The 26,829-nt window shown below is 59.6% G+C and carries 14 protein-coding genes, 1 tRNA gene and 1 pseudogene; 7 read left to right on the top strand and 9 right to left on the bottom strand.

Annotated elements, in window-relative coordinates:
* Window positions 1-69 precede the first annotated feature (69 nt).
* The 3 genes from EFD56_RS28205 to EFD56_RS28195 all read right to left on the bottom strand — a co-directional run bounded on the left by EFD56_RS28205 (window position 70) and on the right by EFD56_RS28195 (window position 3,088).
* Entirely contained in the window at window positions 70-978 is a 909-nt protein-coding gene (locus EFD56_RS28205; RefSeq protein WP_085742300.1) for a COG3904 family protein, read from the bottom strand.
* 333 nt (window positions 979-1,311) lie between these two features.
* A complete protein-coding gene (locus EFD56_RS28200) occupies window positions 1,312-2,052 on the bottom strand; it encodes an SDR family NAD(P)-dependent oxidoreductase (protein ID WP_085742301.1) in 741 nt (246 codons plus the stop codon).
* 163 nt (window positions 2,053-2,215) lie between these two features.
* Window positions 2,216-3,088 (bottom strand): LysR family transcriptional regulator, encoded by an 873-nt coding sequence (locus EFD56_RS28195; RefSeq protein ID WP_012483538.1) that lies wholly within the window; start codon window positions 3,086-3,088, stop codon window positions 2,216-2,218.
* A gap of 135 nt (window positions 3,089-3,223) precedes the next feature.
* Here EFD56_RS28195 and EFD56_RS28190 point away from each other — a divergent pair, with 135 nt between their 5' ends.
* From EFD56_RS28190 to EFD56_RS28175, 3 genes are all read left to right on the top strand, one after another.
* On the top strand, window positions 3,224-3,883 hold the full coding sequence (locus tag EFD56_RS28190) for a hydrolase (protein ID WP_085742302.1): 660 nt from the start codon (window positions 3,224-3,226) through the stop codon (window positions 3,881-3,883).
* Window positions 3,884-3,971: 88 nt separating this feature from the next.
* A complete protein-coding gene (locus EFD56_RS28185; protein ID WP_085742303.1) occupies window positions 3,972-4,907 on the top strand; it encodes a pirin family protein in 936 nt (311 codons plus the stop codon).
* 639 nt (window positions 4,908-5,546) lie between these two features.
* Window positions 5,547-5,927, top strand: coding sequence for a hypothetical protein (locus EFD56_RS28175; RefSeq protein WP_010006341.1), 381 nt, complete (start codon window positions 5,547-5,549; stop codon window positions 5,925-5,927).
* Window positions 5,928-6,597: 670 nt separating this feature from the next.
* Here the strand turns inward: EFD56_RS28175 and EFD56_RS28170 are convergent.
* From EFD56_RS28170 to EFD56_RS28150, 4 genes are all read right to left on the bottom strand, one after another.
* Window positions 6,598-10,413: a vitamin B12-dependent ribonucleotide reductase gene (locus EFD56_RS28170; protein ID WP_085742304.1), complete on the bottom strand. Its 3,816-nt coding sequence runs from the start codon at window positions 10,411-10,413 to the stop codon at window positions 6,598-6,600.
* Window positions 10,414-11,037: 624 nt separating this feature from the next.
* The gene (gene gpt, locus EFD56_RS28160; protein ID WP_010025058.1) at window positions 11,038-11,532 is read right to left on the bottom strand and encodes a xanthine phosphoribosyltransferase; all 495 of its coding nucleotides are present in this window, start codon (window positions 11,530-11,532) and stop codon (window positions 11,038-11,040) included.
* Between the two features lie 198 nt (window positions 11,533-11,730).
* Window positions 11,731-12,573: a universal stress protein gene (locus EFD56_RS28155; protein WP_085742305.1), complete on the bottom strand. Its 843-nt coding sequence runs from the start codon at window positions 12,571-12,573 to the stop codon at window positions 11,731-11,733.
* A 103-nt stretch (window positions 12,574-12,676) separates the two neighbouring features.
* Entirely contained in the window at window positions 12,677-13,453 is a 777-nt protein-coding gene (locus EFD56_RS28150; protein ID WP_126906892.1) for a competence/damage-inducible protein A, read from the bottom strand.
* A 220-nt stretch (window positions 13,454-13,673) separates the two neighbouring features.
* On the opposite strand from EFD56_RS28150, the gene EFD56_RS28145 reads away from it, so the two are divergent.
* A tRNA-Leu gene (locus EFD56_RS28145) sits at window positions 13,674-13,758 on the top strand.
* Between the two features lie 1,060 nt (window positions 13,759-14,818).
* On the opposite strand, the pseudogene EFD56_RS33760 reads toward EFD56_RS28145, so the two are convergent.
* Window positions 14,819-15,271: pseudogene (locus EFD56_RS33760) on the bottom strand (recombinase family protein); the annotation flags it as partial.
* A 285-nt stretch (window positions 15,272-15,556) separates the two neighbouring features.
* Window positions 15,557-15,997: a recombinase family protein gene (locus EFD56_RS33755; protein WP_126906880.1), complete on the bottom strand. Its 441-nt coding sequence runs from the start codon at window positions 15,995-15,997 to the stop codon at window positions 15,557-15,559.
* 2,011 nt (window positions 15,998-18,008) lie between these two features.
* Between EFD56_RS33755 and EFD56_RS28130 the strand changes: the two genes are divergently transcribed.
* Genes EFD56_RS28130 through EFD56_RS28120 form a run of 3 tightly spaced genes read left to right on the top strand, consistent with a single transcriptional unit; the run spans window position 18,009 to window position 26,462 of the window.
* Complete coding sequence (locus tag EFD56_RS28130; protein WP_126906879.1) at window positions 18,009-21,059, top strand: BPTD_3080 family restriction endonuclease; 3,051 nt, start codon at window positions 18,009-18,011, stop codon at window positions 21,057-21,059.
* Window position 21,060: 1 nt separating this feature from the next.
* Window positions 21,061-24,279, top strand: a complete 3,219-nt coding sequence (locus EFD56_RS28125) for a site-specific DNA-methyltransferase (protein WP_206513430.1) — start codon at window positions 21,061-21,063, stop codon at window positions 24,277-24,279.
* On the top strand, window positions 24,276-26,462 hold the full coding sequence (locus tag EFD56_RS28120) for a Z1 domain-containing protein (RefSeq protein WP_126906878.1): 2,187 nt from the start codon (window positions 24,276-24,278) through the stop codon (window positions 26,460-26,462). The genes EFD56_RS28125 and EFD56_RS28120 overlap by 4 nt, the downstream gene beginning before the upstream one ends.
* Window positions 26,463-26,829 lie beyond the last annotated feature (367 nt).

Raw genomic sequence — 26,829 nt, 5'->3', positions numbered from 1 at the left:
GCATCTCTAACACTTTCAATGTACATATCCTGCTGTCCCGAAAATCGTTCCGATTTTCCGGCCGACGCGCTAGCAGCCGTCAAGCGCCTTGATCCTGGAAACCAGGGTCTTGCCAAACACGTAGGTGGTCTGGACGTCGGCGCGACCCTTGCAGCGACGGCCCTCATTGGTGACGTATTCGTAGGAAACCCGGACATCATCACTGCCGCGCAGCGCCGTGCCTGTCAGTTTGAGCGGCTGCGACATCGCGCCGAAGAAGGCGTGGATTGATGCTTCATTGAAAGGCCCCTGGCCACGCTTTTCCGGAATGACCAGCGCCGAGGCGGTTTCACCATCGGCTGCTGCGAGCGCGGAGTAAAAAGCCGTCACCGTGCGCATGGGATCGTGCGGAAACGTCTTGCCCGCCTCGGACGCCGGATCAGGTCCGTCCTCATCAACCGCGTCGTAGGTAATGCCCACGGCCTGAGCCTTAGCGGCCGTCAGCCACGCGATGCCTTCAGGCGGTGCCGACGTCACGTAGGCGATGGCGGTGTCGGATAATCCCAACTGGTTGAGGTAGGCTCCGACCAGGGCATTGGCGACGCCGCTCTCGCTGGCCTTGCCGTCCACCACGCGATAGGCGGCATGGAAGCCGATATTGGATTCGGGCTGCAGAAACCGCTGCGACCCGGCAAGCCAGGTGAGGGCGCAGGCTGACGCGCACAAGGCCCCCGGCGGGGTCGCCGTGGCAAAGCCTCGAAGGCGAATGGCCCGCCCGATCTCGATCCCGGCTTTGAGATCCCCGCCCTCGCTGTTCAAAAACACAAGGGCCTTGCTGGAGGCGGCGGCCAGGTTTCTGAAGACGATTTCGTCACCGTCGTTCAAGACGCCCGTGACCGAGATCAGGTCCGTGTCGCCTTCCAACGGTTCTCGCGTGATCTCCGCTGCGGACAGAGGAAACGCGCATAGAAACAACAACCCAGCCACGATGTGACGCATCGATTCCCCCACTCTTGCTGGTGTTATTGAACATCGCGAGGGATGTTTTGCAAGACTGATCGAGCAACCCTGCAGAGGGCTTGGCCTGCGGATCGAAGTGAAAGAGGCGGACGCCGACCTCGGGGTAATTCCGCTATGACATTTAGCTGCCAGCGAACCCGGCCCGAAAGGAAACATGTTCACGGACGTGCGCACTGATCTTGAATGCGCTCGTTATTGTTGATGTCCTGCCAGCCGCGTTTACGCGCTGCGTTTCCACGCGAGCATAACCTGTGGCTCCGCTTACGTGAGCCGGGCACGCTTGCACGTTCGCCGGCTCGCAGGATACCATTATCAGGCGATCGCGCCGCCGTCCGCAGTAAGGGTCGCACCCGTGATCACGGCAGCGGCGGGGCTTGCCAGGAATACCACGGCGTTCGCTATCTCCCTCGGTTCGCCGTAGCGTCCCAGCGACGTCAGGCTTCGCTGGAAATCGGCAGCCGCGCCGTCGGCGGGGTTCGAATCCGTATCTGTCGCACCAGGCTGAACGAGGTTTACGGTGATGCCGTTTGGCCCTAGTTCGCGGGATAGCCCGCGGGTAAACGAGGTCAAAGCCGCCTTCGACATCGCGTACGGTGTTATCCCAGGGAAAGGAACGCGCTCGCCGAGTGCGGAGCCGATCGTGACGATACGACCGCCATCGCGCAGATGCGGAATTACAGCCTTTGCGAACAGCACCGGCGCACGAACGTTGACGTCCATCACCGTTTGATATTCTTCCAGGTTCAAATCGGCGATGTTCCCCGCATGGCCAATGGCTGCGCTGTTGACAAGGATGTCCAGCCCGCCCAGCTTCGCCACGGCTTCTTCTACCGCACGAGCGATGGCCTGCGGGTCGGCACTGTCAGCCTGGATGGCGGCGGCGCGGCGGCCATGGCTTTCAATGGACCTGACAACCGCCTCGGCTTTCTCGGTCGAGCGATGGTAGGTGAACGCCACGTCGGCGCCGCTGTCGGCAAGAGCCACAGCGATAGCCGCGCCGATGCCACGAGAGCCGCCGGTTACCAGGGCGCGCCTTCCACTCAAATCAATCATGTGGGTCGATTCCTTTCATCCCCGTCGGGTCAAGACGCCGCAGATTTGCGGAGCCTCCTGACAGGTTGTTCGGCTTATCTGATGCGCCAGGTGCGCCTCTTGAAGTGACGGGGATTGCGACAGCATGTTGCGCGAAGCGGAACAGCGCCCCGACGTCTCTTCTTTACGAGCCGGAATCGAAGCACTCGATCAGCATCTCCGTCAGCACACGAACTTTTCGGGAGGGGTGCTGTGCGGGAGGTCTGACGACGAAGATGCCGGCGGTGGGCGGTGGGTAACGCGTCATCACCTCGACGAGCGTACCAGTGGCGATATGCTGATCAGTGAGGCCGTCTGGAAGTCTGGCAATGCCGATCCCTTCCAGCGCGGCCGCTAGGAGCGCAACGCCGTTGTCGGCCTTGAAGCGTCCTTGCGGCCTAATGTTCAGGACTTGGTCGCCATCCGCGACCTGCCAGACTTCCGTCCCCTGCATAAGAGCCTGATGATTGAGAAGCTCGTCTGGCGTCTCGGGTGCCCCGTTCGCCGCTACATAGGCCGGGCTTGCTACGAACTTTCCATAGAGCGGCCCGACGCGTCTCGCGACGAGATTGGAATCCGGGAGGTATCCGACCCGAATGGCGCAGTCGAAACCTTCCGTAATCAGATCGACGAAGCGGTCGGTGTAGCACGAGTAGACATGCAGTTGCGGGTGTCGACGCGCCATTTGAGCTAGCACCGGGGCGAAGTGCGTCGGACCAAACGAAAGAGGTGCTGCAACTCGCAGTCTGCCGCGGAGCTCGCCGGCGGGCAGGATCGTCTCGCGCGCCGCATCGATCTCGGCCGAGATCCTGGCGGCATAATCTCGAAAAGTGGCGCCTTCCTCGGTGAGCGCGATTCCTCGCGTCGTTCGTGAGAGAAGCTGTGCACCAAGCTCGGCCTCTAGCCGAGCGATGCGCCTGCTGACCATCGATTTGGAGATGCCAAGGCGTTGCGCGGCAGGTGTCACGCCACCCGCGTCGGCAACTTCCACGAAGGTTCTGATATCCTCTATTTCCATCCGGTGTTCCCCATTCTGCAACACAGCTCGCTTTCTCCGAGGGCTACCGCATCATTGGTGGCGATGACAAGGTCTTCGTGCCTCCGAACGGAGCGTTCACATGTGTTTCGACGAACCGCCAACCAAGGATATTCCATGACCTTTCGCAACGGCCTCAACTCCCTTATCCGCCCCGAGGATTCGGTGCTCGTCCTCATCGACCATCAACCCTACCAGATCGCGAACGTGAACAGCCACGAGCCCACCATGGTGGTCAACAACACGGTCGGTCTGGCGAAGGCGGCTAAGGCCTTTGACGTCCCGACGATTCTCACCACGGTGATCGCGGAGCGCGGCGGCAACCTGTTCCCACAGATCGCCGACGTTTTCCCCGGCCAGGAAATCATCGACCGGACGTTGATCAACACCTGGCAGGACCCGAAGGTTGTCGACGTCGTGAAAGCGACCGGCCGCAAGCAACTGATCATCGCAGGCCTCTGGACGGAGGTATGCGTCGCCATGCCGGCAATTCAGGCAGCCGGCGAGGGCTGGGAAGTCACCGTGATTACAGACGCCTCGGGAGCAGTTTCGGTTGAGGCGCACCAAATCGCGATTCAACGCATGATCGCAGCCGGCGTCAACATGATGACTTGGCTGGCGCTTGCAGCCGAATGGCAGCGGGACTGGGCCCGTGCCGAGCGGGCGGCAAAGTTAACGGACATCATCGTCCAGCATTCAGGCGGTAGCGGGATTGCATATCTGTGGGAGCAGCAGTTGCTCAACACGGCGGCACCAAAGGCTGGCGCAGGAGTATAATCCGACGTAAACGGAGAGTGGGATGCGCTCTGTCGCAGCTTGCTCTCCCTCTACGAACGCAGATCAGGCCACAAGGAGGATGTAGTACATGAGCTGGAACCCGGCGATCGAACCCGGATGCCCTGACAAGGTCGGAACGGACGCAATCGAAACGCTGATCGTCCCACGAGCCCGCGACCTGGGAGGCTTCGAAGTCCGGCGCGCTCTGCCCGCGCCGAACCGACAGATGGTCGGTCCGTTCATCTTCTTCGATCAGGCGGGCCCTGCCGAATTCCTAACCGGGCAGGGCGTCGACGTTCGGCCCCATCCGCACATCGGTCTCGGCACAGTCACCTATCTCTACCGCGGCGACTTTCATCATCGGGACAGCACCGGCGCGGACCAGATCATAAGGCCGGGTGAGTTGAACTGGATGGTCGCGGGCAGGGGCGTATCGCATTCGGAGCGCACGAGCGCCGCGGCACGAACCGGTCCGAACAGCTTGTTTGGAATCCAGACATGGCTGGCCCTGCCTGAAAGTCATGAGGATGTGACGCCCTCATTCGAGCATTATGGCGAGACTGCGCTTCCGATGATCGAGGACAAGGGCGTCTCGGCGCGACTGATCTTGGGCAACGCCTACGGCGAGCATGCCCCGGCCAGAATGTTTTCGGAGACCTTCTACGCCGACGTCAAGCTGGAGCCGTCGGCGCGTCTGCCAATGCCCGACGACCATGAAGACCGGGCGATCTACATCGTCGAAGGTTCGATCTCCGTGGCCGGGCAGGAATTCGGCACCATGCAGATGATGGTGTTCCGTCCCGGAGATCGGATTATGGTGGCGGCAGGCGAGCAGGGCGCGCGCATCATGATCCTCGGCGGCGCCACGTTCTCCGGACCCAGATACATTTGGTGGAATTTCGTTGCCTCGTCGATGGAACGTATCGAAGAGGCGAAGTCGGAGTGGCGGGCCGGAAAGTGGGGCCAGGGTCGCTTTGACCTCCCGATTGACGATCGCTCTGAGTTCATTCCTCTTCCGGACTGACCGCAAGTCGCCTTTCCGGGCGAACCATGTCGCGGCGAGAGTAGCCAGGTACGGGAGGAATTCGTGCAGAAGAGAAACGACGGACTGGGCGGGGTGGATGAGGCACTGTTCCTCGCTATCGATGAAGCGGTGGATCAAGCCGTGCGCGCAGGCGGGGCCGAGCTACAGTCAGCTGGCTTCCGCACCTCGCCGCACGAATACTTCAGCGACGCTTCGCCACCTCTTCATGCGTCTATGCCGTGCCGATGTGCGGACCTATAGGGGAGGAGACCCTGACGTCTCTTGGAAATCCTCTATGCCGGCCGCAACGTCGCCCGCCGATGGGAAAATGGATCAGGTCCGGCTAGCATCGACCCGCGAGAAAAAAGAACGCGACGAGGATATCGAGAGAGACCAGAGCGAACGGCGGCAGTTGGCCATCTCCGCGCAGACGTTCGTGCCCTGGTGGAACATGTACGTGCCGCGGACCCGGAGATCGACGGCCGGCTGCGGGCTGCGGTCGAAGCCCGCGTCGTCGAGCTCGACGGCGGCTCCGATACAGATCGTGCGTTCATCGAAAGCACTAGAAATTAGCTCTCGTACTTCACCAAGGCGCCCGAGGGTGACTAAATCGGCACCGGAAATCGTCGAAGGGAAGCCATGTCACAAGACAATTCCGGCAACGATCCTGCCGAAACGCAGATCGCCGACGTCATTGAGCAGGCTGATAAGGCGCTATCGATCGCAATCCTAGCCGCTCTGCAAGAAGCCAGAAATCTGGCTGCCGAAGGCATGTCAGCTATAGGAAAGGAAGGGGCGGCGCCGGCACTCGAGTATTTCGCTGCCGTCGTTCATCAACGCATGTACTGCCTGATGTGCGGGGGGATCCGGACACCTTGGAGGGAGGCAACCCCGATATTGCATACCACGTCATCCGCAACAGCCAGAACATTGCCAAGCGTTACTGGTCGGCTGACATTGACATTTACCCGGAGAGAGAAGGTGAGAAGCGTCGGTAGGCGGTTGCCCGCCCAGCAGTGACGTTCCGCCTCATGAAACCTCAGTTGGCGTCATTGCCCGCGAGCTTGTCCATGTGGAACTAAGCGCAACCGGCATAATCGAGGATCCAGCAACGGTTCCCTTTGCGCACGGGCTTCGTCATGTTCTGGGCGTCGTGGTACATCTCGACCTCTGCGCCGAGCAGTTGCTTCAGATCGAACTGTGACAGATGATCCTTGGTGAGAAGGTGGAGTTCGCAAACCGAATCGACATCGGACTCTTAGTCGCCCGTGAGCGGCCGGATAGCGGGGCCAACCCTGAAGGACTCCCGGCAGTAAACCTGCGGGTCGAGGTGTCGAACTGAACTCCTTCGCCGTGTCCCCAGCCACCGAACGACTTGAAGTTGCGATCTGCTTGCTCGTACCGGTGCTCGGGGATTTCGAGTTCGGCGATCATCGCTTCCAGAAATGCTTCGATCGTTCGATATGCACGTTCGTCACTTCGACCTCACTCGTACGCGCGAACTTCTCATTTATTGCAACCCCAGCGTTTCTTCGTGTTCTGTTCCTCTGACTACAACTTTCAGGCGGCGTGGTCCGCCTGAAAGTTGTTTTTTGTTTCTGTCCAATAGCGCTTTAGTTGGAACAATCCCGCCAAACGGCCCCCGAAGATTGTTTCAATGGACGTGACATGAGCTGTGTATGCAGCCCGCTCAGCTGCACCCGCTCGTCGCCCCACACGTGTCGCACTTCTCGCAAGTGCCGTTCCGCACCATCGTGAAGTTCTGGCACTCCGAGCACATGTTGCCGGTATAGCCCTGCATGATCGAGCGCTGACGGCGTTCGGCTTCCACCTTCTTGGCTTCGGTCTTGGCCGTAGCCGCATCGGCTGCCGCCTTGTCGGAGAAGAGGGCGGTGGCGTCGCTGGTGATTTCCTCAGTCACCTCTTCGGCGATCTCTTCGGCCAGTTCCTTGGCGCGCTCCTCGTAATCGCGCTTGAAGGCGACGATTTCGGAGGTGGAGATGGCGACTGTCGGTTCCAGCTTGCGGGCCGCACTGCCGGCAAAGGCTGTGACCGTGCCGGTGGAAGCGGCCCGGGCAGGGGCTGCGGTGGCGGCCCCCTTGGGTTCGCCCGCCTGGCGTTCGCCGCCGGTGCCGGACACCAGCGTCGGCTTGTAGCCGCGGGTCCAGCCGGTCGACAGCAGGTTGGTCTTGCCTTCCTGGATGCCCTTGCCGAGTGCGGTATTGGAGAAGTCCGACGTATCGACATGGGCGAGGTCATGACGGCCGAGATAGGAGACGGCAAGCTCGCGGAAGACGTAGTCGAGGATCGAGGTGGCGTTCTTGATCGCGTCGTTGCCGATGACCATGCCGGCCGGCTCGAACTTGGTGAAGGTGAAGGCCTCGACATATTCCTCGAGCGGCACGCCATATTGCAGGCCGAGCGAGATGGCGATGGCGAAATTGTTCATCATCGCACGGAAGGCAGCACCTTCCTTGTGCATGTCGATGAAGATCTCGCCGAGACGGCCGTCGCCGAATTCGCCGGTTCTGAGATAGACCTTATGTCCGCCGACGGCGGCCTTCTGGGTATAGCCCTGACGGCGGTTCGGCAGCTTCTCGCGTTCGCGCGAGACACGTTCGATCACCCGCTCGATGATCTTCTCGGTGATGGTGACTGCCTGGGCGGCGACCGGCGCCTGCAGCAGTTCTTCCAGCGCTTCCTCGTCGTTCTCATCCTCGATCAGCGAGGCGTTGAGCGGCTGCGACAGCTTGGAGCCGTCGCGATAGAGCGCGTTGGCCTTGAGGCCAAGCTTCCAGGAGAGCAGGTAGGCGTTCTTGCAATCCTCGACGGTCGCCTCGTTCGGCATGTTGATCGTCTTGGAAATCGCGCCGGAGATGAAGGGCTGGGCGGCCGCCATCATGCGGATATGGCTTTCCACCGAGAGATAGCGCTTGCCGATCTTGCCGCAGGGATTGGCGCAATCGAAGACGGGCAGATGCTCGGTCTTCAGGAAGGGCGCGCCTTCCAGCGTCATCGCACCGCAGACATGGATGTTGGCCGCTTCGATGTCCTTCTTCGAGAAGCCCATATGGTCGAGCAGGCTGAAGCTCATGTCGGCAAGCTGTTCGTCGGAAACCTTCAGCGTCTCCTTCAGGAAGTCGGCGCCGAGCGTCCACTGGTTGAAGACGAACTTGATGTCGAAGGCGCTCTTCAGCGCCGCGTTGACGGCTTCCACCTTCTCGTCGGTCAAGCCCTTGGCCTTCAGCGTCGACGGATTGATCGCCGGTGCCTGGTTCAGGTTGCCATGGCCGACGGCATAGGCCTCGATCTCTGCAATCTGGCTCTCGGAATAACCGAGCGTGCGCAGCGCGTCCGGCACGGCGCGGTTGATGATCTTGAAGTAGCCGCCGCCGGCGAGCTTCTTGAACTTGACGAGGGCGAAGTCGGGCTCGATGCCGGTCGTGTCGCAATCCATGACGAGACCGATCGTGCCTGTGGGCGCGATGACCGAGACCTGGGCATTGCGGTAGCCATGCTGTTCGCCAAGCTCGAGCGCCTTGTCCCAGGCCGATTTGGCATGGGCGGCAAGATCCTGATCCGGGTTTTCCGAATGGATCAGCGCGACCGGGTCGATCGACAGCGCCTCATAGCCGGAGGTTTCGCCGTAAGCGGCGCGGCGATGGTTGCGGATGACCCGCAGCATGCTTTCGCGGTTCGGCGCGAAGTTCGGGAAGGGGCCGAGCTCGGCAGCCATTTCGGCCGAGGTCGCATAGCAGATGCCGGTCATGATCGCGGTCAGCGAACCGGCGATGGCGCGGGCCTCGGCGGAGTCATAGGGAATGCCCGACGACATCAGCAGGCCGCCGATATTGGCATAGCCGAGGCCGAGCGTGCGGTATTCGTAGGAGAGTTCGGCAATGCGCTTCGACGGAAACTGCGCCATCATCACCGAGACTTCGAGCACGACGGTCCACAGGCGAACGGCATGTTCGTAGTCGGCGATATTGATGCGCTTGGTGGCCTTGTCCTTGAACTGCAGGAGGTTCAGCGAGGCGAGGTTGCAGGCGGTGTCGTCGAGGAACATGTATTCCGAGCACGGGTTCGAGCCGCGGATCGGGCCGCCGGCGGGCGACGTGTGCCAGTCGTTCATCGTCGTGTTGAAGTGGATGCCCGGATCGGCCGAGGCCCAGGCGGCGTAGGAAATGGTTTCCCAGAGATCGCGCGCCTTCAGCGTCTTCATCACCCGGCCGTCCTTGCGGGCGGTCAGCTTCCATTCGCCGTCATTTTCGACGGCGCGCAGGAAGTCGTCCTTGATCGAGACGGAGTTGTTGGAGTTCTGGCCGGAGACCGTGAGATAGGCTTCCGAATCCCAATCCGTGTCGTAGGTCTTGAATTCGAGATCCTTATAACCCTGGCGGGCGAACTGGATGACGCGCTGGACGTAATTCTCCGGAACCTGGTCCTTCTTGGCGGCGCGAATTTCGCGCTTCAGGGCAGGGTTCTTGGCCGGATCGAAGCAATCGCCGTTGTCGCCGCCTTCGCAATTGAAGCAGGCCTTCATGATCGCCTTCAGGTGCTTGGCAACGATCTTCGAGCCGGTGACGAGGGCGGCAACCTTCTGCTCTTCCTTGACCTTCCAGTTGATGTATTCCTCGATATCGGGATGGTCGATGTCGACGACCACCATCTTGGCGGCGCGGCGCGTCGTGCCGCCCGACTTGATGGCGCCGGCGGCACGGTCGCCGATCTTCAGGAAGCTCATCAGGCCGGAGGAGCGGCCGCCGCCGGAAAGCTTTTCGCCTTCGCCGCGCAGCATCGAGAAGTTGGAGCCGGTGCCGGAGCCGTATTTGAACAGGCGCGCTTCACGCACCCAGAGATCCATGATGCCGCCTTCGTTGACGAGGTCGTCTTCGACCGACTGGATGAAGCAGGCATGCGGCTGCGGATGTTCGTAGGCCGACTTGGACTTGGTCAACTTGCCGGTGAAGGGATCGACGTAGAAATGGCCCTGGCCGGGGCCGTCGATGCCATAGGCCCAGTGCAGGCCGGTGTTGAACCACTGCGGCGAGTTCGGCGCGACGCGCTGGGTGGCGAGCATATAGGCAAGCTCGTCCTTGAAGGCTGCCGCATCTTCCTCCGAAGAGAAATAGCCGCCCTTCCAGCCCCAGTAGGTCCAGGTGCCGGCGAGACGATCGAAGACCTGGCGCGCATCGACTTCGGAACCGGTCTGCTCGTCCTTGGGCAGGTTTTTCAGCGCGGCATCGTCGGGAACGGAGCGCCACAGGAAGGAAGGAACGTCGTTTTCCTCGACCTTCTTCAGCCGGGTGGGAACGCCGGCCTTGCGGAAATACTTCTGGGCCAGAACGTCGGTTGCGACCTGGGAGAACTGCGCGGGAACATCGATATTCTCGAGGCGGAACACGATCGAGCCGTCGGGGTTTTTGATCTCGCTCGTCGCCTTGCGGAATTCAATATCCGCATAGGCGCCTTGGCCGGCCTTCGTGAAACGACGTTCGATGCGCATAGTCTTGACCTCGCGTTGGCGCCTGTCCCCAGGGCGCAAAATTCCTATCCGGCGGCACATTCAGTCGTGCAGCCAGTCTCGTTTCCGTATCGTGACAGGGGTGTCGTCCGGAGATGTCCTTCCTGTATCTTGTGGTGATGGTGGCTGCAAACACTAAATATAGTATTAACAGCTTATTATCGCCAGTCCCGATGTCACTTTTTTTGGAGGCTGAAAACTGCGCAGAGATCCCCTCGGGCCCGAACCGATTCCGGCGCAATGCCCTGATTCTGCGTCTTGTTTTTCAAAGGGAACCGGGCTCGTTACCTCCGGTTCTGTCGCCGCCGCAACATCAGGAGCAGTAAAGTTTGAAACTGCTGATTCCGTCAAGGGCTGGTTTTTAATTGAATGGTAACCACAACATCTTGTGGATGCACCTGTGGAGATTGGGGAAAGCCGGGGAGCGCTGAAAATACAATGACTTGCAGGCGTCGCCGGCTCAGGAGAATGCCGCAGCGGCAAAAAAGCGTCCCGCGGCAAATCTTGTGATGGCATTTCCGGCGCAAATGCGCATGGCGATTCGCAGGCGAATTCAGCGCTGTTGAAGTGCGCCGGCGAGGACCGGCGCACCTTCGATTGTCGCGATCAGCGCGCGCCCTTGGCGATCGGCTCCTGATAGGTGAAGCCCATGTCCCAGGGGAAGTAGATCCAGGTATCCTGGCTCACCTCGGTGATGAAGGTGTCGACGGTCGGCACACCCTTCGGCTTGGCATAGACGCAGGCGAAATGCGCCTTGGGCAGCATGGTGCGCACCTGCGCGGCGGTCTTGCCGGTATCGGTGAGGTCGTCGACGACGAGCACGCCTTCGCCGCCGTTTTCCGCAAGCTCGGGCGCAATTCCCTTGAGCAGCACCATGTCGCCCTGGTTCACATAATCATGATAGGAGGCGATGCAGACGGTCTCGATCAGGCGGATGTTCAGTTCGCGCGAGATGATCGCGGCCGGAACGAGGCCGCCGCGGGTGATGCAGACGATCGCCTTGAACGTCTGGTCGAGGCCGGCAAGCCGCCAGGCAAGGGCGCGCGCATCGCGGTGGAACTGATCCCAGGAAACGGGAAAGGCTTTATCGGGAAGGGACATCGGGCTGCTCCGCGGCATGATAGAGATGACACGCCGTTTGCCGGCGACCGGACGGGCTTGCGGCGGCGATCGGCGAAACAGGAAATCGCGCGAGCCGGAACTGCGCGAAATCGGCCGAGGCTCGAAGCCCTCATCGGTCGCTGCAATTAGCGGGATTTGCCGGCAAAAGGCAAGAGCGCCGATCCTTGCGGCAGGCGGTCATCGCGACAACAGCGTCAGCGCCGTCATCGATTGCAGCAAGCTCTTCGTCGTGCCGCCGAAGATCATCTGCCACAGCCATGAATGCGCATGCGCGCCCATGACCAGGAGGTCGATGCTGTCGTCCGAAAGCCGGTTTTCGATGACATGCGAGGTATTTCTGTCCACGCTTCGGGCCGTCGAAAGCGTCGTCTTCACGCCGTGGCGGGCCAGTGTCGCGGCGATCTCGGCGCCTGTGGTCATCGATGAATGCGGCGCCGTCTCGGCCGGATCGACCGAAAAGATCTCCACCGCCTCGGCCGCCTTCAGGAACGGCAGCGCGTCGAAGGTTGCGCGCGCCGCCTCCTTCGAGCCGTTCCAGGCGATCAGCACGCGTTTGATCGGCTTCGGCTGGCGGATGATATAGGGGATCATCAGCACCGGCCGGCCGGTTTCGAAGAGGAAACTGTCGAGATCGACATGGCTGTCGGACGGGTTGGCCGGATCGGCTTGTGACGCAATCAAAAGATCGGCGCTGCGCGCGCTGTCGATCAGCGGCGCCGAGCCGTAGCCGGTCGATGTGGCGAAGCTGCGCCATTCGGAGGAGGCGCCGGCGGCCTGCGCTATGGCGCGGAATATGCCCTCGACGGCGGTCGTTTCGCTATGCGCCATGTCCTGCAGCGCCTGCACGGCAACCGGATCGGGGATTTCCATCGGCGCCACCAGCGGCACGGCGGAGATGTTTTCGGCATGCAGTCCGATGACATGAGCGCCGCTTTCGGCGGCAATGGCAAAGGCGAAATCGGCAACGGCGGCGCTGTTGTCTCTGGTATCGAGAATGGCGAGAATGGTTTTGTAAGACATATCAATTCTCCTTGCGCTGAAATGGCTGGCGCGAGGGAGGCAATGCACCCGGACCGTTCTCCTGTTCCTTGACTGATATCAAGGATGGCCACCCGTGCTGTCCTCAAGCCTCGGCGGAAGGGTTTTCGACGACCTCCTTTTTTCGGCGGATGGCGTCGATCATCGCATGCACCTCGGCGCCGGCCGCATCGATCGCCGCCTGCGCGCGGCCGCGCACGACGATCTCGGTCGAAAATTTCTGGCCGATATATCTAGGGTAGGAACCGATGCTGGTGTCCGGCTGGGCTTTCTGAATCGCGGCAAGCGGCGTGCCGATATCGCCTTCGCCGTAAGGGCAGGCGATGGCGAGCGAGAGCACCGGCGTACCGGTTCGAAGCGTCGGCAGCACATTGTCGACCATCGCCTGGAAGACCTGCGGCACGCCGGCCATGACATAAACATTGCCGATGATGAAGCCCGGCGCGGTCGAGACCGGATTGGCGATATGGGCAGCCCCGCGCGGCATGCGCGCCATCCGCTGGCGCGCCTCGGTGAATTCCATTTCGCGGCGACGGTACATCTCGGCAAGCAGCGTCATCGCCGTTTCGTCGTGTTCGCAGGGCAGGCCGAACGCCTTGGCGATCGCATCGGCGGTGATATCGTCATGCGTCGGCCCGATGCCGCCCGAGGTGAAGACATAGTCATATCGGGCGCGAAGCGCGTTCAGCGCCTCGACGATCGCCTTCTCGTCGTCGGCGACGATGCGCACCTCCTTGAGATCGATGCCGGAAAGCGTAAGGAGCTCGGCGAGGTGGCCGATATTCTTGTCCTTGGTGCGGCCGGAAAGCAGCTCGTCGCCGATGGCGAGCATGGCGGCGGTGACGACGGTGTCATGGCTCATGGGGTGTTCCGTGATGTGAGGCTGGTCAATAGGTAGCGCCCTTCGGCGGCTTTGCAAACACTCGAAGATGATGTGGAAAAGTGTGAGCGCAGGGGCGCCTCGCAGATGCGCAATTCCCGGGATTAGATGGACGGCCTCCGTTGGCGGCAACGGAAGCATGATTTTTACTCCTCGCGGCTCTTCCCATCGCGAATGACGCGAGATATTGAAAACGCCGCAAGCGGGCGTGGCGAAACTGGTAGACGCAAGGGACTTAAAATCCCTCGGCCTTGGCTGTACGGGTTCGATCCCCGTCGCCCGCACCATTCCAACATCCTGAGTCGTGAGGTCTGCTAACACCTTGAACGGTAAAGTGGTTTCAGCGGTTCGAAAGCCGATACCCGGGGCATATTGAAGATGCTCGGTGAAAACCAACTTTCGCACGGCTCGCCGATCTGCGAGCTTTCCGGTTTCCCATAGTTTCCAAGGACTTGCCAGAAACGCCAAGGCGGTTCGTAAGGTTGCATCGAAATCCGGCAGATTCTTCTCTGAATTTTCGATTTTCTCGGCGAGAGCGACCTTCTTCCTTTGGAGATCGATCAGGCGTGTCTCATACGCTTCGACCAACTGCGGGTTGGAGGAACTCGCGATTCGATCAATCATGAGTCCTATCAATTTGTCGGTCGAGCCGATTTCCCGTCGAAGCTGAGCAGTCCGTTCTGTAGAGCCAACAGACCGCTTGTCCCATGCTTCTCGGAAAATGGTGGAAGCGACGTCAATGATCTCCACGGCGGGCGACATCATCTTCAGCAGAGCTTCGAACTCCTCGTGCATCTCGTCACTGCTAAAGGACTTCCTGTAGCTTTCGCACTTCTTGTTCAGACAGAAATAGTAGGGATACTCTGCGTTTCGGCCCCGCGAAAACGCTCCTCCAAGCAACCCACCGCAGTGCGCGCATTGAACGGCCTGGCGGAGGGGGAAATGTTGGCTCAAATCAGCGCGGGCTGGCGCCTTGGCGTTCTCATTCAGACGCTGTTGGATTCGTTGATAGGTGTCATAGGTGATCAGCCCTTGGTGACATCCTCTTCTGATCGATACGTCCCACGGTAGATACTCGATCATGCCTGCATAAAGCACACAGGTCAGCATTTCGGTCACGCGATCGAATTTGACCGTGCCATCTGTCAGTTTCGGATACCCAGGACTGTCTTGTAGAAAGCGTTGCACTTCTGCTTGTGTCTGAAACCGACCAGTAGCGAAGCCCTCGAGTGCATCGGTCACGATCGATGCAATTGGCTCCACGCGGATCAAAGTGTTTTGCCCACTTATCTTGGCGAATTCGTACGCAGGCGGCTTGGATGAGAAGCACCAGTAGCCATTGAGTAGGCGTCCCCGCATGCGGTTGCGAACCTGCTCTCCGTTTTTCTGCCGCTGATGCTGCGAGACGCTGGCAAGGAGATTCTCGACGAGCATGTCGTCGGAACTATCACCGAACTCGAAGGATGGGCATTCGAGCCGTGCACCAGTTGCCGCAATCGCAGCACGCAGTTTGTGGTGTACGGTGATGCCTCGTGCAAGTCGTGTGATATCATCGATAATTACGATGCAATCGGAGCCGCGGTTCTTTATCAAGAACTTGAGCATTGCTGCGAGACCTGGTCGAATCTCTGTCCCCCCTGATCGGTCATCCGTGAACACCATAGAGGGAGCGGGGTAGCCGCGAGTTCGTGCGTATTCCCGAATACGCGCTTCCTGTGAGCCGAGGCCGTCTCCTTCTTTGACTTGTTTCTTACCCGAGACGCGGGTGTATCCTAACGTCAAGATATCTTTGTCTGACACCACCTTGTCCTCCTCTTGTTTGACGCATTCGTTGTTCGAGTGTCGATTGCACGCCTTCGCCTCCGTTGTCCGGATCGTACCCGTCGGTCCCGGCGAGCTAGAGCTGTGGGGTCGGATGGCACATTGTCTGGACGACAAACCGTCGCCTGCTGGACAGCATCAATGCCGTATGCACGGTCAACAAAGCTCTCCATGATCGAGCTTATGACCGCGAACAGATCTTTCCTGGCGCGCGGCGTTCCGGCTATTCGTTCGAGAACTGGATGGACTGTCCTGAGAATGAGCTCACTCTCCCACATCGCGTCCTCCCATTTCCATACCAAGAAAGTTTCTGAGGGCCCTCTGCGGTGTTTCCCGAGTGGCCTCCCACAGTACAGTGGGGGGATCAACGAGTTCAGTCCGGATGCCCCTTCCAGTCAGGCAAGACCTTATCCGCAGCAACGTTCTTGCATCTCGTGCCAAGCGGGACACATCGGCGACCAGAAGAACGTCAAATGTTGGCGGTGTCCTTGTCGCCAAATGCATGGCCACTATCAGCCCGGGCCGCAAGAACTTGTATCCCGATTCCGCAGCGTCGCTAGCTTCGCCCACGACGACATATGAACGGTCTTGCGAATACTTTCGTAAGCGTTGGAGTTGCTCATATACGTTCCGGGTAGCCTTCTGGCTTTCGCAGCCAGACCGTGCATAAAGAAACGCACGAGTGGAATTGATCGCAGGACGCATACACTTCCTCCATATAAATGTAGTCAGACAGGCGCGGCGCGCAGATGCGCTTGCCACGTTTTCGTTGAGGACAGCACTGACTGCCGCCCTCGCTGCTCAGAACCGACTCGAAATCCGGATCGACGAAGCTTTCCACCAGATCCCAATCACGACTGAGAGCTGGACCAGTGGCACCCCGTTCTTGCGTCACGTTGGCTGCGACTGCTCCTCAGCGAACACAGTTTCAGAAGCATCAAACTCTCGCTCGGCGGCGAGGAGTTGTTGAGCCATACGCGCGACAATGTCGCCCGGTGTTCGGGGACCACCACTCTGTCTCTGCCTCAGGACCGCATCTTGGCGTCGTGTCAGTGGATTGGCTTTCGATCGACGACAGGTGTCAAAGCCTCTCCGGCATGTGCCGGGGCGTCGACGCGACCCTTCTCGTTCTGACGGGAACCCTCGCATCGCCGACCCTTTCCAGTTGGCACTCGCTTATTTTAAGCTGCACTCATCTTGGTCACGTTCGCCGTCCGAACTATCACTATCATCAGTTGTATTGGTTCGTCACTCTAGGACATCAGAATGAAGCAACCTTGGCACTATTCCGACATAATTGCAACCATTAGCGCTTCCATATATACGACCCAACGGATTGTGATCGTTCATATTTTCTCTTTTTGAATGCGGGCGTTACGAGGTTTGAATCCTTGACAAGAACTAGGTTCGGATAGACAGGAGGATTGCAACCAGAAGGACTTATTTGTTCCAGACCGGGTCCATTCAGGAAACAATACAGGACTAAAGGGGCAACCTTGCCTTCTCTACCTTGCTTTCGAAAAAGGCGCCGCGCTTGGTTCTTGCTGAGCCATTGAGTCCTTATGCGAGAGGGCATTCCTCGGCCGCGAAATTCGATCACTCAGCGACCAGTCACCTCCGGAAAATTCCGGTCCAGCGGATATCAAGCGGCTCCGCGTAGCCGCCACGAGGTGTGCCCAACGTCCATCTTGACCTTAGCTCGCACTAGCCACAGGTTGTATCGCGGCCGCCGGCAGCTCTTGGAATCAGGGTTGGCAAACAATGGCGTCGACCGCGCCTACCTCGGCGCAAGCGGAGAAGAAGGACTGCAACAGCCAATAGAGCTGAACAAACGACGGCGCTGGCTTCTGCCCGTTCTGGATGGAGATAAAGGCGTTTTCTATCGCCTGCTTGCTGATCGACGATGTGACGATGATTGCGCGACGAATGGAGTCAGGCGCAGTACGCGCGTTCCTCAGAGCATCCAGAAGGTCGGGAGCGTTGGAGCGAACAACTCGGGCAATCTGGGTAACTTGCCCTGGGGGCATTATACGTGACGCCCCAACCCTGAACTTTGTTTGCGATCCGTTCTTCGGGAAAATGACATGTTCCCGAGGTTCTTGATCGCCTGGCCTACGGCCACATGGAATGAGGTCGCGCCGAGGCCGAGTGGTCCATGCTTCGCGTGTGCCTCGGAATCGACGATGAGAACGAGCTCTTTCCTATCTCACAGGCGTTTCCGGACGTTCCCCCAGGTTATTGAACGAGATTGCTTCGACGAGATCGAAGCAACAATACGGCGATCGGGCGGTCCATTCCTAATCCACGCCGGGGGGCGGTTCCGGAAAGACCGTTTTAATTCAGTCACTGGCGCGCCGATTTGCTTCCGACGGGTCGGTAATCCTCTTTGACGGCTTCGGCGGCGGCATCCGGCAGCGTCAGCCATAACAGAGCCGATACACCACCGCCCGGCTCGGCCGCATCGATCACCAGGAACGGACGTTACGCATTCGTCGCTCTGATCGGTCAGAGAAATCGCTGCCGAGCAACCTCAATAGGCAGCTCTATCGGCGCACAAGCAATAGCGTTTCTGAACCCAGGACATGGATGAGGCGAGCTCTTCACAGCCGGACGGAGCGATCTATAAGTTTCCGACCCCGACGGCGCCAAATAATGCCTGTTAGTACTGACAGTCGCCCGCTTGTCCGCGCTTACATCAAATGCTCTAACAACACTCATGATTGCTATCGAGAATCCCATCCTCAACCGCCCGTTCTTCAAGCCGGATCGGCATTGGGCCCTGTCTGACGACGGCATGCCAACGGGTGAGACGATTGAAGGGCGACGTCGGTCCGAATACATCGTCGCCGTTGCGACCCCGAAGCGTGTGAAAGGCGGCCAGCAAGAGCTGATACTCGATGAGCGTGCAGCGGAGCGACGAGCAAATGACCGTGTTAACGCCATCCGGGCCGAAGTTGACCAGTGGCGCAGCTCTCCCGAAGCAAGCTGGGGGGTCACGTACGAAACCGTCCGGTTGCTGAAGCATTGGCGCGCGACAGACCGTGAACGACCTCTGTTTTTCTGCCAGGTAGAGGCTGCCGAGACGCTAATCTGGTTGACCGAGGTCGCGCCAAAGAATCCTGTTCATGCCAGGCATCTGGAATATTTCCGGCAGCAAAGCGAGGGTTCGAATCCTGGTCTGTTCCGCCTCGCCTTGAAGCTCGCGACGGGTGCTGGCAAGACGACCGTCATGGCCATGCTGATTGCATGGCAGGCGATCAACAAGGCGCGCCGGCCGCAATCAAAGATGTTCACCGATGCCTTCCTGCTGGTGGCTCCAGGCATCACGATCAAGGACCGGCTGCGCGTTTTGCAGCCTGAGTCGAGCAACTCGATTTACGAGAGGCTGTCAATCGTTCCGCGCGACATGATGGATGACCTGCGCAAGGCGCGCATCGTGGTCACCAATTACCATTCGTTTCAACTCAAGACGAAGGGGGACATCAAGCCGGGCACTTTGGAGGCGCTGCGCGGGCGAGAGGATCCCGAGACCTTCGACGCTCGGTTCCGAGAAACTGAAGCCGAAATGGTCCAGCGCGTCATGAAGCCGCTGATGGGCCGGCGTGGGATCATCGTCATCAACGATGAGGCTCATCATTGCTACGAAGCGCCTCCGACGGCGGAGATCGAGCCTATTGTGCGTTCAGAGGAAGAGACCGCCGCCGAAGCCAATGCCGAGGCGGAAGCCAGCCGCAAGGAGGCCAGGGTCTGGATTAACGGGATTCGGGGAGTGGACCGCGTTCTTGGGGTCAAGACCGTCTACGATCTTTCGGCAACTCCCTTCTTCCTCCGCGGTTCAGGCCAGGAAGAGGGCAAGCTCTTTCCGTGGGTCGTTTCCGATTTTTCACTGATGGATGCGATTGAATGCGGGATCGTGAAGGTGCCACGCGTTCCGACCCATGACGATGTAGTGAAACGCGAAGAGCCGATTTTCCGTCACGTCTACAAGCATGTGCGCAACGAGCTTCCGCGCAAGGGCCAGCGAAAGGCCGGCAAAACCTATTCCGCTGAAGAGCTGCCGGCGCAGCTCGAAGCCGCATTGCGCGCACTCTATCGCGACTATGAGGCCAAGTTCTCCGAGTGGGCCGCGAAGAGTGCCGAAACGCCACCCGTGTTCATCGTCGTTGCCAACAATACGTCGACCTCGAAGCTGATACACGACTGGATCGCGGGCTATTGCGAGAACCCGGATGAAAAGGATCCGGCGAAGCACAAGTGGCGTGCCGGCAACCTGCCCCTGTTCAACAATGTCGAAAGTGGAAAGCCTATTGAGCGGCCTCGTACGATCCTCATCGATTCCGCACAGCTTGAAAGCGGCGACGCCATTTCGGATGATTTCAAGAAGATTGCCGGAGAAGAAATCGAGGCATTTCGACGCGAGCTTCGCCGGACACCCGCCCGAGATCCGGAAGCCATCACCGATGCCGACCTGTTGCGCGAGGTCATGAACACCGTCGGACAGAAGGGTCGGATGGGCGGTACGGTGCGATGCGTCGTGTCGGTATCCATGCTGACCGAGGGCTGGGACGCCAATACCGTCACACACATTCTCGGCTGCCGCGCCTTTGGCACTCGACTGCTGTGCGAGCAGGTCGTGGGTCGCGCGCTACGCCGCGTATCCTACGAACCCGATGACGAGGGCTTCTTCCGGGCGGAATACGCTGACGTCCTCGGCGTGCCATTCGATTTCATGCCAGCGAACTCCAGCAAGGATTTTTCGCCACCGAAACCTCGTACCCGTATCTTCGCAGACGATACGCGCGCCGCACCGGAAATACGCTTCCCCCGCGTACTGGGTTATCGCGTCGTCTTCCCACAGGGAAGGCTGAGCGCGACGTTCGTTGCTGACAGCCACATGCGGCTGGGCGCTGACACGCCCATTCCCAAAGAAACTGAGGTCGATCCGCTGGTCGGCCAGTCGAACGTCATCGGCATGGGTGATCTTGACGCGGTCCGCAGCCAGACGGTGGCCTACATGCTAGCCAAGCGCGCCCTGGAACGGTGGGCACGAATGACTGAAAACGTGGATACCGAGCCGACATTCTTGTTCCCGCAGTTCCTAGGCATTGCCAAACGCTGGCTGGCGGAATGCCTGCACCTGCATGATGGCCGCTCAGTCGGTTGGCTCAGCCTTGCCAGCTATCGCGACGAAGCCGTTGATAGGATCGTCCGGGCCTGCGCCAAGACGCTGTCGCAGGCGGGGAGCGAGGAAATCCTCCCGGTGCTGGCACCCTTCGAACCGGAAGGGTCGAGCAAGCACGTCGATTTCTTCACGACCAAGACAACGCTTCTGACCACAGATCCGACAAAGTGCCAAGTCAACTACGTCGTCTATGACAGCGATTGGGAAGCTGCCTTCGCCGAGCGCCTCGAACGCATCCCGCAGGTGCGGGGATACGTCAAGAACCATGCGCTGGGCTTCGAAGTCCCTTATGTCTTCATGGGGCAGGAGCGAGTGTACCGCCCGGATTTCATCGTGCATTGGGATGATGGCCACGATGATCCGCTGCAGCTCGTGGTCGAGATCAAGGGCCGACGGACCGAGGAAGACCAGGTAAAGGCCGACACGCTAGCTAGCCTTTGGTTGCCGGCGGTACGCAATGACGGGCGATTCGGGCGCTGGGGACCTCCGGTGGAAATCGTGCAGCCCTATGACATGTCGCGGGCGTTCGAGACGATCGTGAAGGTATTCGAAGTCGCGGCCGGCACTTTAGAGAAGGTTTCCTGACATGGCCAAGGCACCCCGGAAACCGATTGATGTGGCAACCGTACAGCACAAGGGCGCGCGGCGGCCGAACAATCCGACGATGGAGTTACAGAGCTTCCTTGCGGACGACGAGGCGACTCCGACCGAAGTGGTGTTTCAGCGCCGCTACAGCCCGGCAACACACCCGGAATTGTATGAACGGAACAAGGCGCTCGACCCGCAACTGGTCTGGGCGGACAGCGAGAATGGCGAAGGGGCAGTGCAATTGACCTGGCGTGGCAAAGATGAGCAGGACGAACAGGCGCTGCGCGTGGACGCCGTGCCGATTTACACAGCCGAGAAGATCCATCCCAAGGCGATCATCGATGACATCCGCCGGCGCGCGGGCAGCGGAGCGTCCGCTTCATTCGACGATCAGCGCGACCTGTTTTCGGACTTCAACGGCATCGACGAAGAAGACCGTCTCGAGTTCTATCAGCACACAATGAAATGGACCAACCGCATGATCCTGGGCGACAGCCTCCAGGTCATGGCCAGCCTCGCCGAAAAGGAAGATTTGCGCGGCAAGGTCCAGTGCATCTATTTTGATCCGCCCTATGGCATCAAATTCGGGTCTAACTGGCAGGTCTCTACCACCAAACCCAAGGTCGAAGACGGCCAGATGGGAACCGCGAAGAAGGCAAGCCAGCTCTCACGAGAACCGGAGCAAGTTCGGGCTTTCCGCGACACTTGGGTAGACGGAATTCATAGTTATCTCAGCTACTTGAGAGATCGCCTGGAGGCGATGCGGGACTTGCTGACTGATACCGGATCGATCTTTGTTCAGATCAGCGACGAGAACGTCCACCGGGTCCGCGCAGTGCTCGATGAAGTCTTTGGCTCGGTCAATTTCGTACGACAGATCGTTCTGAAGACCACAAGCGGAGCTGGCAGCCCAAGCGGAGGAACAGTCACCCTAGCCGGTGTCCACGACATTGTCATTTGGTACGCCAAGAACAAGGACATCGTGAAGTATCGTCAGATTTATTTCGATAAATCCGACATGGATTCTGCGGGTCTATATCGACGGGTGATTAAGCTAGATGGACAAGACCGGAACGCAACGTCCGAAGAACTGGCGGGAATCGCTAAGCTCGATGAAGGTGCGCATCTCTTTCGCCCCGACAATCTTACCAGTCAGAGTTCGCCGGATAGCGCAACCTTCAAGCTTCAGTACCGCGATCAGTTAATCGGTCCGGGAAAAGGTGGGTGGAAAACCAACGAGCCAGGCATGCGGCGTCTGTCGTTGTCGGGCCGACTTTACCTCACAAGCAACATGTCGTTGCAATTCCAGAGACGCTTGAGCGACTTCAACGTTGCTCCAATCAACGATGTATGGACGGATGTGGGGACGGGTTCATTCACAGACGAGAAGATCTACGTTGTTCAGACAAATGTGAAGATCATTCAGCGTTGCCTGCTGATGACTACTGATCCGGGGGACCTAGTGCTTGATCCGACATGTGGATCAGGCACGACCGCTTACGTCGCCGAGCAGTGGGGGCGACGCTGGATCACCATCGACACCAGCCGCGTGGCGCTGACGCTTGCCCGGACCCGGCTCATGAGCGCGCGTTACCCATATTATGCGATAAGAGACAGCGAAGCCGGCGTGGTGGAAGAGCTGGCGTTGCAACTCGGCAGGCGACCGACTGAAGTCGAGGCGGCGGCACAAGCGACCGCCAAGGGCCCCTTCACCAACGACATCGCACATGGCCTGGTGCTGAACCGCGTACCGCACATCACTTTGAAGTCGATTGCCAACAATGCAGAAATCGACTTGCTATATGAGCAGCACCAGGCCGTGCTGGAACCGCTGCGCGAGCAGTTAAACAGGATGGCGAAGACCGAATGGCGCGAATGGGAAGTTCCACGCGCGCCGATCTATCCCTGGGACGCCAAGCCGACAAAGCTCCATGCTAAAGTTCGCGCCCTGCTGGACGAGCGGGCCAAGGTTCGCAGCAACTGGGAACGCGGCGAAGACAGTCTCGATGAAACCGACATGGCCAAGCTCGACAAGAAAATCGGCAAGGCCATTGGTGACCTGAACAAGGAGTTGGGTCGCCGCTACACCATCGACGATCTGCCCGAACATCCTGGCGACCCGCTGCCCATAGAGGCGCTCGGACCCCACGCTGCTTGGTGGGAAGCGCGCATAGCCCGGCAGAAGGCGATTGACACCTCGATCGAAACCAATGCGGAGACCGAATACCTGGTCGACAAGCCAGTCGAACTGAAGGGCCTTGTCCGCGTGGCAGGCCCATTCACAGTTGACAGTCTTTCGCCCCATCGCGTCTTGCCGGCGGATGAGGATGATCCGCTGCTGCTTGCCACGCTCGCCGATGGCGAGGATGCTCCGCATCGTTTGGCGAGCAGACACGATGCCGGTAGCACGAGTGATGATTTCGTGCGCGTGGTGCTCGATAACCTGAAAGTGGCTGGTGTCGGCAACACCAAGAAGGGTGAGCGGCTTCGCTTCACGACCATCCGGCCTTTCGCCGGGCGCTACGTCAACGCCGAGGCACGCTATGTCGAAGGCGATACCGAAGGGGCGCCCGAACGGCGTGCGGCGATCTTCATCGGCCCTGAATACGATACAGTCACACGGTCGATGATCGTGGCTGCCGCGCGGGAAGCGGCGGACCTGTTCGACGTGCTGGTGGTGTGCGGCTTTGCCTTCGAGGCCCACGCTTCGGCCGAGACCATGTCGCTTGGCCGGCTGACCGTGCTCAAGGTCAACATGAATCAGGACCTGCGGATGGGCGATCGCCTCAAGACGGCAGACCAGGGCAACCTGTTCGTGGTGTTTGGCGAACCGGACGTAAAGCTGCGCAAACGCGTGGATGGGCAGTTGGAGGCGGAAATCCTTGGCCTCGACATCTTCAATCCCAATACCGGCGAGCTGAAGCCATCCGGCAAGGTTGAAGACGATGTGGCCTGCTGGTTCATCGACGACGACTACGACCAGACGAGCTTCTTCGTGCGGCAAGCCTACTTCCTGGGCGGCAAAGACCCCTACGAGAAGCTGAAAACGGCACTGAAGGCGGATCTGGATGAGGACGTCTGGAGTGTCCTCAACAGCACGGTTTCGCAACCCTTCGAGGCGCCCCCGGGCGGCAAGGTCGCGGTCAAGGTCATCAATCATTACGGTGACGAGGTGATGAAGGTTTACCACGTGGCGGACGCGGAGGAGTCCAGATGAGCGTAGGGTTCTACGATCGGCTGAAGGCTTCGCGCGCGGCTGGCGGCTCTCCGGAGGGACCAGAGCTTGAAGACTGTGTGCGGCGGACGGTGGCAGCGCTGCAATCGTCGCACACGGACGGCAACAAGCCAGGCATGCTGTTGGGCAAGATCCAGTCGGGCAAGACTCGCGCCTTCCTTGGCGTGATCGCCGCGGCCTTCGACGAAGGATTCGACGTTGCGGTCGTCTTGACCAAGGGCACAAAGACGCTGGCCCAGCAGACCGTGAACCGTATCGCCAACGAGTACCGCGAATTTCGCGACGCCGAGGAGTTGGCAGTCTACGATATCATGACGGTGCCGAACCTCACGGCATGGGAGATCGACAGCCACAAGCTGATCTTCGTGGCCAAGAAGGAATCCAACAACATGCGGCGGCTGGTGAAGTTGTTCGCGGAAACCCATCCCAGGCTGGCAGGGAAGCGTGTTCTGATCGTGGATGACGAGGCCGATTTCGCGTCGATCCGTTTCACCAAGAAAAAGGATTCGGACGAAATCGAACAGGGGCGCATCGCCGACCGCATTGACGAGCTTCGCCGCGAGCTGACAAACCCGGCGGTTCTGCAGGTGACCGCCACGCCCTATTCGCTCTATCTGCAGCCCGAGGAGTACGAAGCGACGCCGGGCCAGAACTTCACCTTTGAGCCCAAGAGACCGGCCTTTACCCAGCTCGTGCCGATCCACGGGGGATACGTGGGCGGCGACCATTACTTCGGTGAGCACGATGAGAGCAAACCCGAATTCTACCTCTGGCATCCCGTAACCGACGATGAACTGACGGCACTCAAGAAGGAAGACCGACGTCGGGTCCGTACCGATGAAGCACTGACCTCCAAGCGAACCGAATCCTTGCGACATGCGCTGGTGACGTTTGTGACTGCAGCCTCGATACGCCGGCTCCAGCAGAAACAGGCAGGCACATTTCAGCGTCGCTATTCGATGATCGTCCATGTCGAGACGGCAAGAGCGTCGCACGCCTGGCAGCACACGGTGGCGCAGGAGATCATCGCCGGCATGTCGAAGGCGGCAACAGAAGGCGATCCGATCTTCGGTGATTTGGTGAAACGCTCGATCGATGACCTGGAGCGGTCAGTAACGGCGGGTGGCTATGCGTTGCCCGAGATCGACGCCATTGGCGCTTTGGTTCGGGAGGCCTTCATCAAGGGCGGCGTCGTGACTGAAAGGGTCAATTCCGACAATGACGTTCAGGCCCTGCTCGACGAGAACGCCGAGTTGCGGTTGCGCACCCCCTTCAACGTGTTTATCGGCGGGCAGATTTTGGACCGGGGTATCACCGTTCCCAATCTCCTGGGCTTCTTCTATGGCCGCTCGCCTAAGAAGATGCAGCAGGACACAGTGCTCCAGCACGCGCGCATGTATGGCAATCGACCGAAGGAAGACCTAGCCGTCAGCCGATTCTACACCACGGCGGGGAATTACAATGCGCTGAAGTCGGTTCACGAATTCGACTCCGCCTTGCGTCATGCGTTCGAGACCGGGGCGCACGACCGGGGCGTGGCCTTCGTCATGCGCGACCTGAGCAACCGTGTCATTCCTTGCGCGCCGAGCAAGATCCTTGTGTCGGACATCGTCTCCTTGCGTCCCAATGGAGCCCTGTTGCCGGTGGGTTTCCAGACCAAGGCGAAGACCGATCTGTCCAGGATCATGGCCAAGGTGGATGCGCTGGTGCCCCCAGACGCAGTCGACTCGAAACAGCCGGCTAGATTTAAGTGCGATACGGCAGCACAGATCCTCGATTTGCTGGAAGATGCATTTCGGTTCGAGGATGGCTATTCGTTCGACTGGGAAGCGTGCCGCGCCGCGGTCGAGTATTTCTCAAGGGTCGCGTCGCCGCGCGAGGAGCGCGGGGATTGCTGGATCATCGCGCCGAAGGGCAGGACGATTACCCGGCGACGTGAAAGCGGCCGTTATTCCGACGCCCCCTTGTCCTATCAGGAACGAACTGCGTTCCGTTCGCTGGGTGGCGGTTTGCCGATCCTTGCGCTCCTTGGCCAGGAAGGGCGAGAAGAAGACGGCTGGCGTGATTGTCCGTTCTGGTGGCCCGTGCTTGTCGCGCCGGCTCAGGCGGCTCCGAGCATCTTTGCGTCCAGCGTACGGGATAATGGCGACGATGATGACGACTGACGGCTAATCTACCCAGTAGCTTGGCCGGCACTAGCTGGAATCCAGAATCCCATTAGCCTTCTTTGTGGTCTGCGGCTTCCTTGAGGGACTTTCGCACGCCTCCGGCCCGATATTCTTCGTTGCCTGTACCCTGGCTGATATTCAAGATCACGACTCCAGAGGTGTCGGCGAATGCCGCCCGTGGCTGATATGATTTCTCCTTTGCGCCCCAAAATTCGTCGTTCAATAGAACCTGCGTGAATTCGGAAGTAAGCCCACGGTGAAGGCCGTCTTGCGATAGAGGGCTTCTGACTGCCAGTCCTAGTGGTAACACTAGGAGTAGTCATATGACGAAGCATCCAATTGAGGTGATCACGTCTGTAGAGCG

This window comes from Rhizobium phaseoli, from assembly GCF_003985125.1.
GTDB classification, from domain to species: domain Bacteria; phylum Pseudomonadota; class Alphaproteobacteria; order Rhizobiales; family Rhizobiaceae; genus Rhizobium; species Rhizobium phaseoli.
This window is presented reverse-complemented; position numbering and strand designations above follow the sequence as displayed.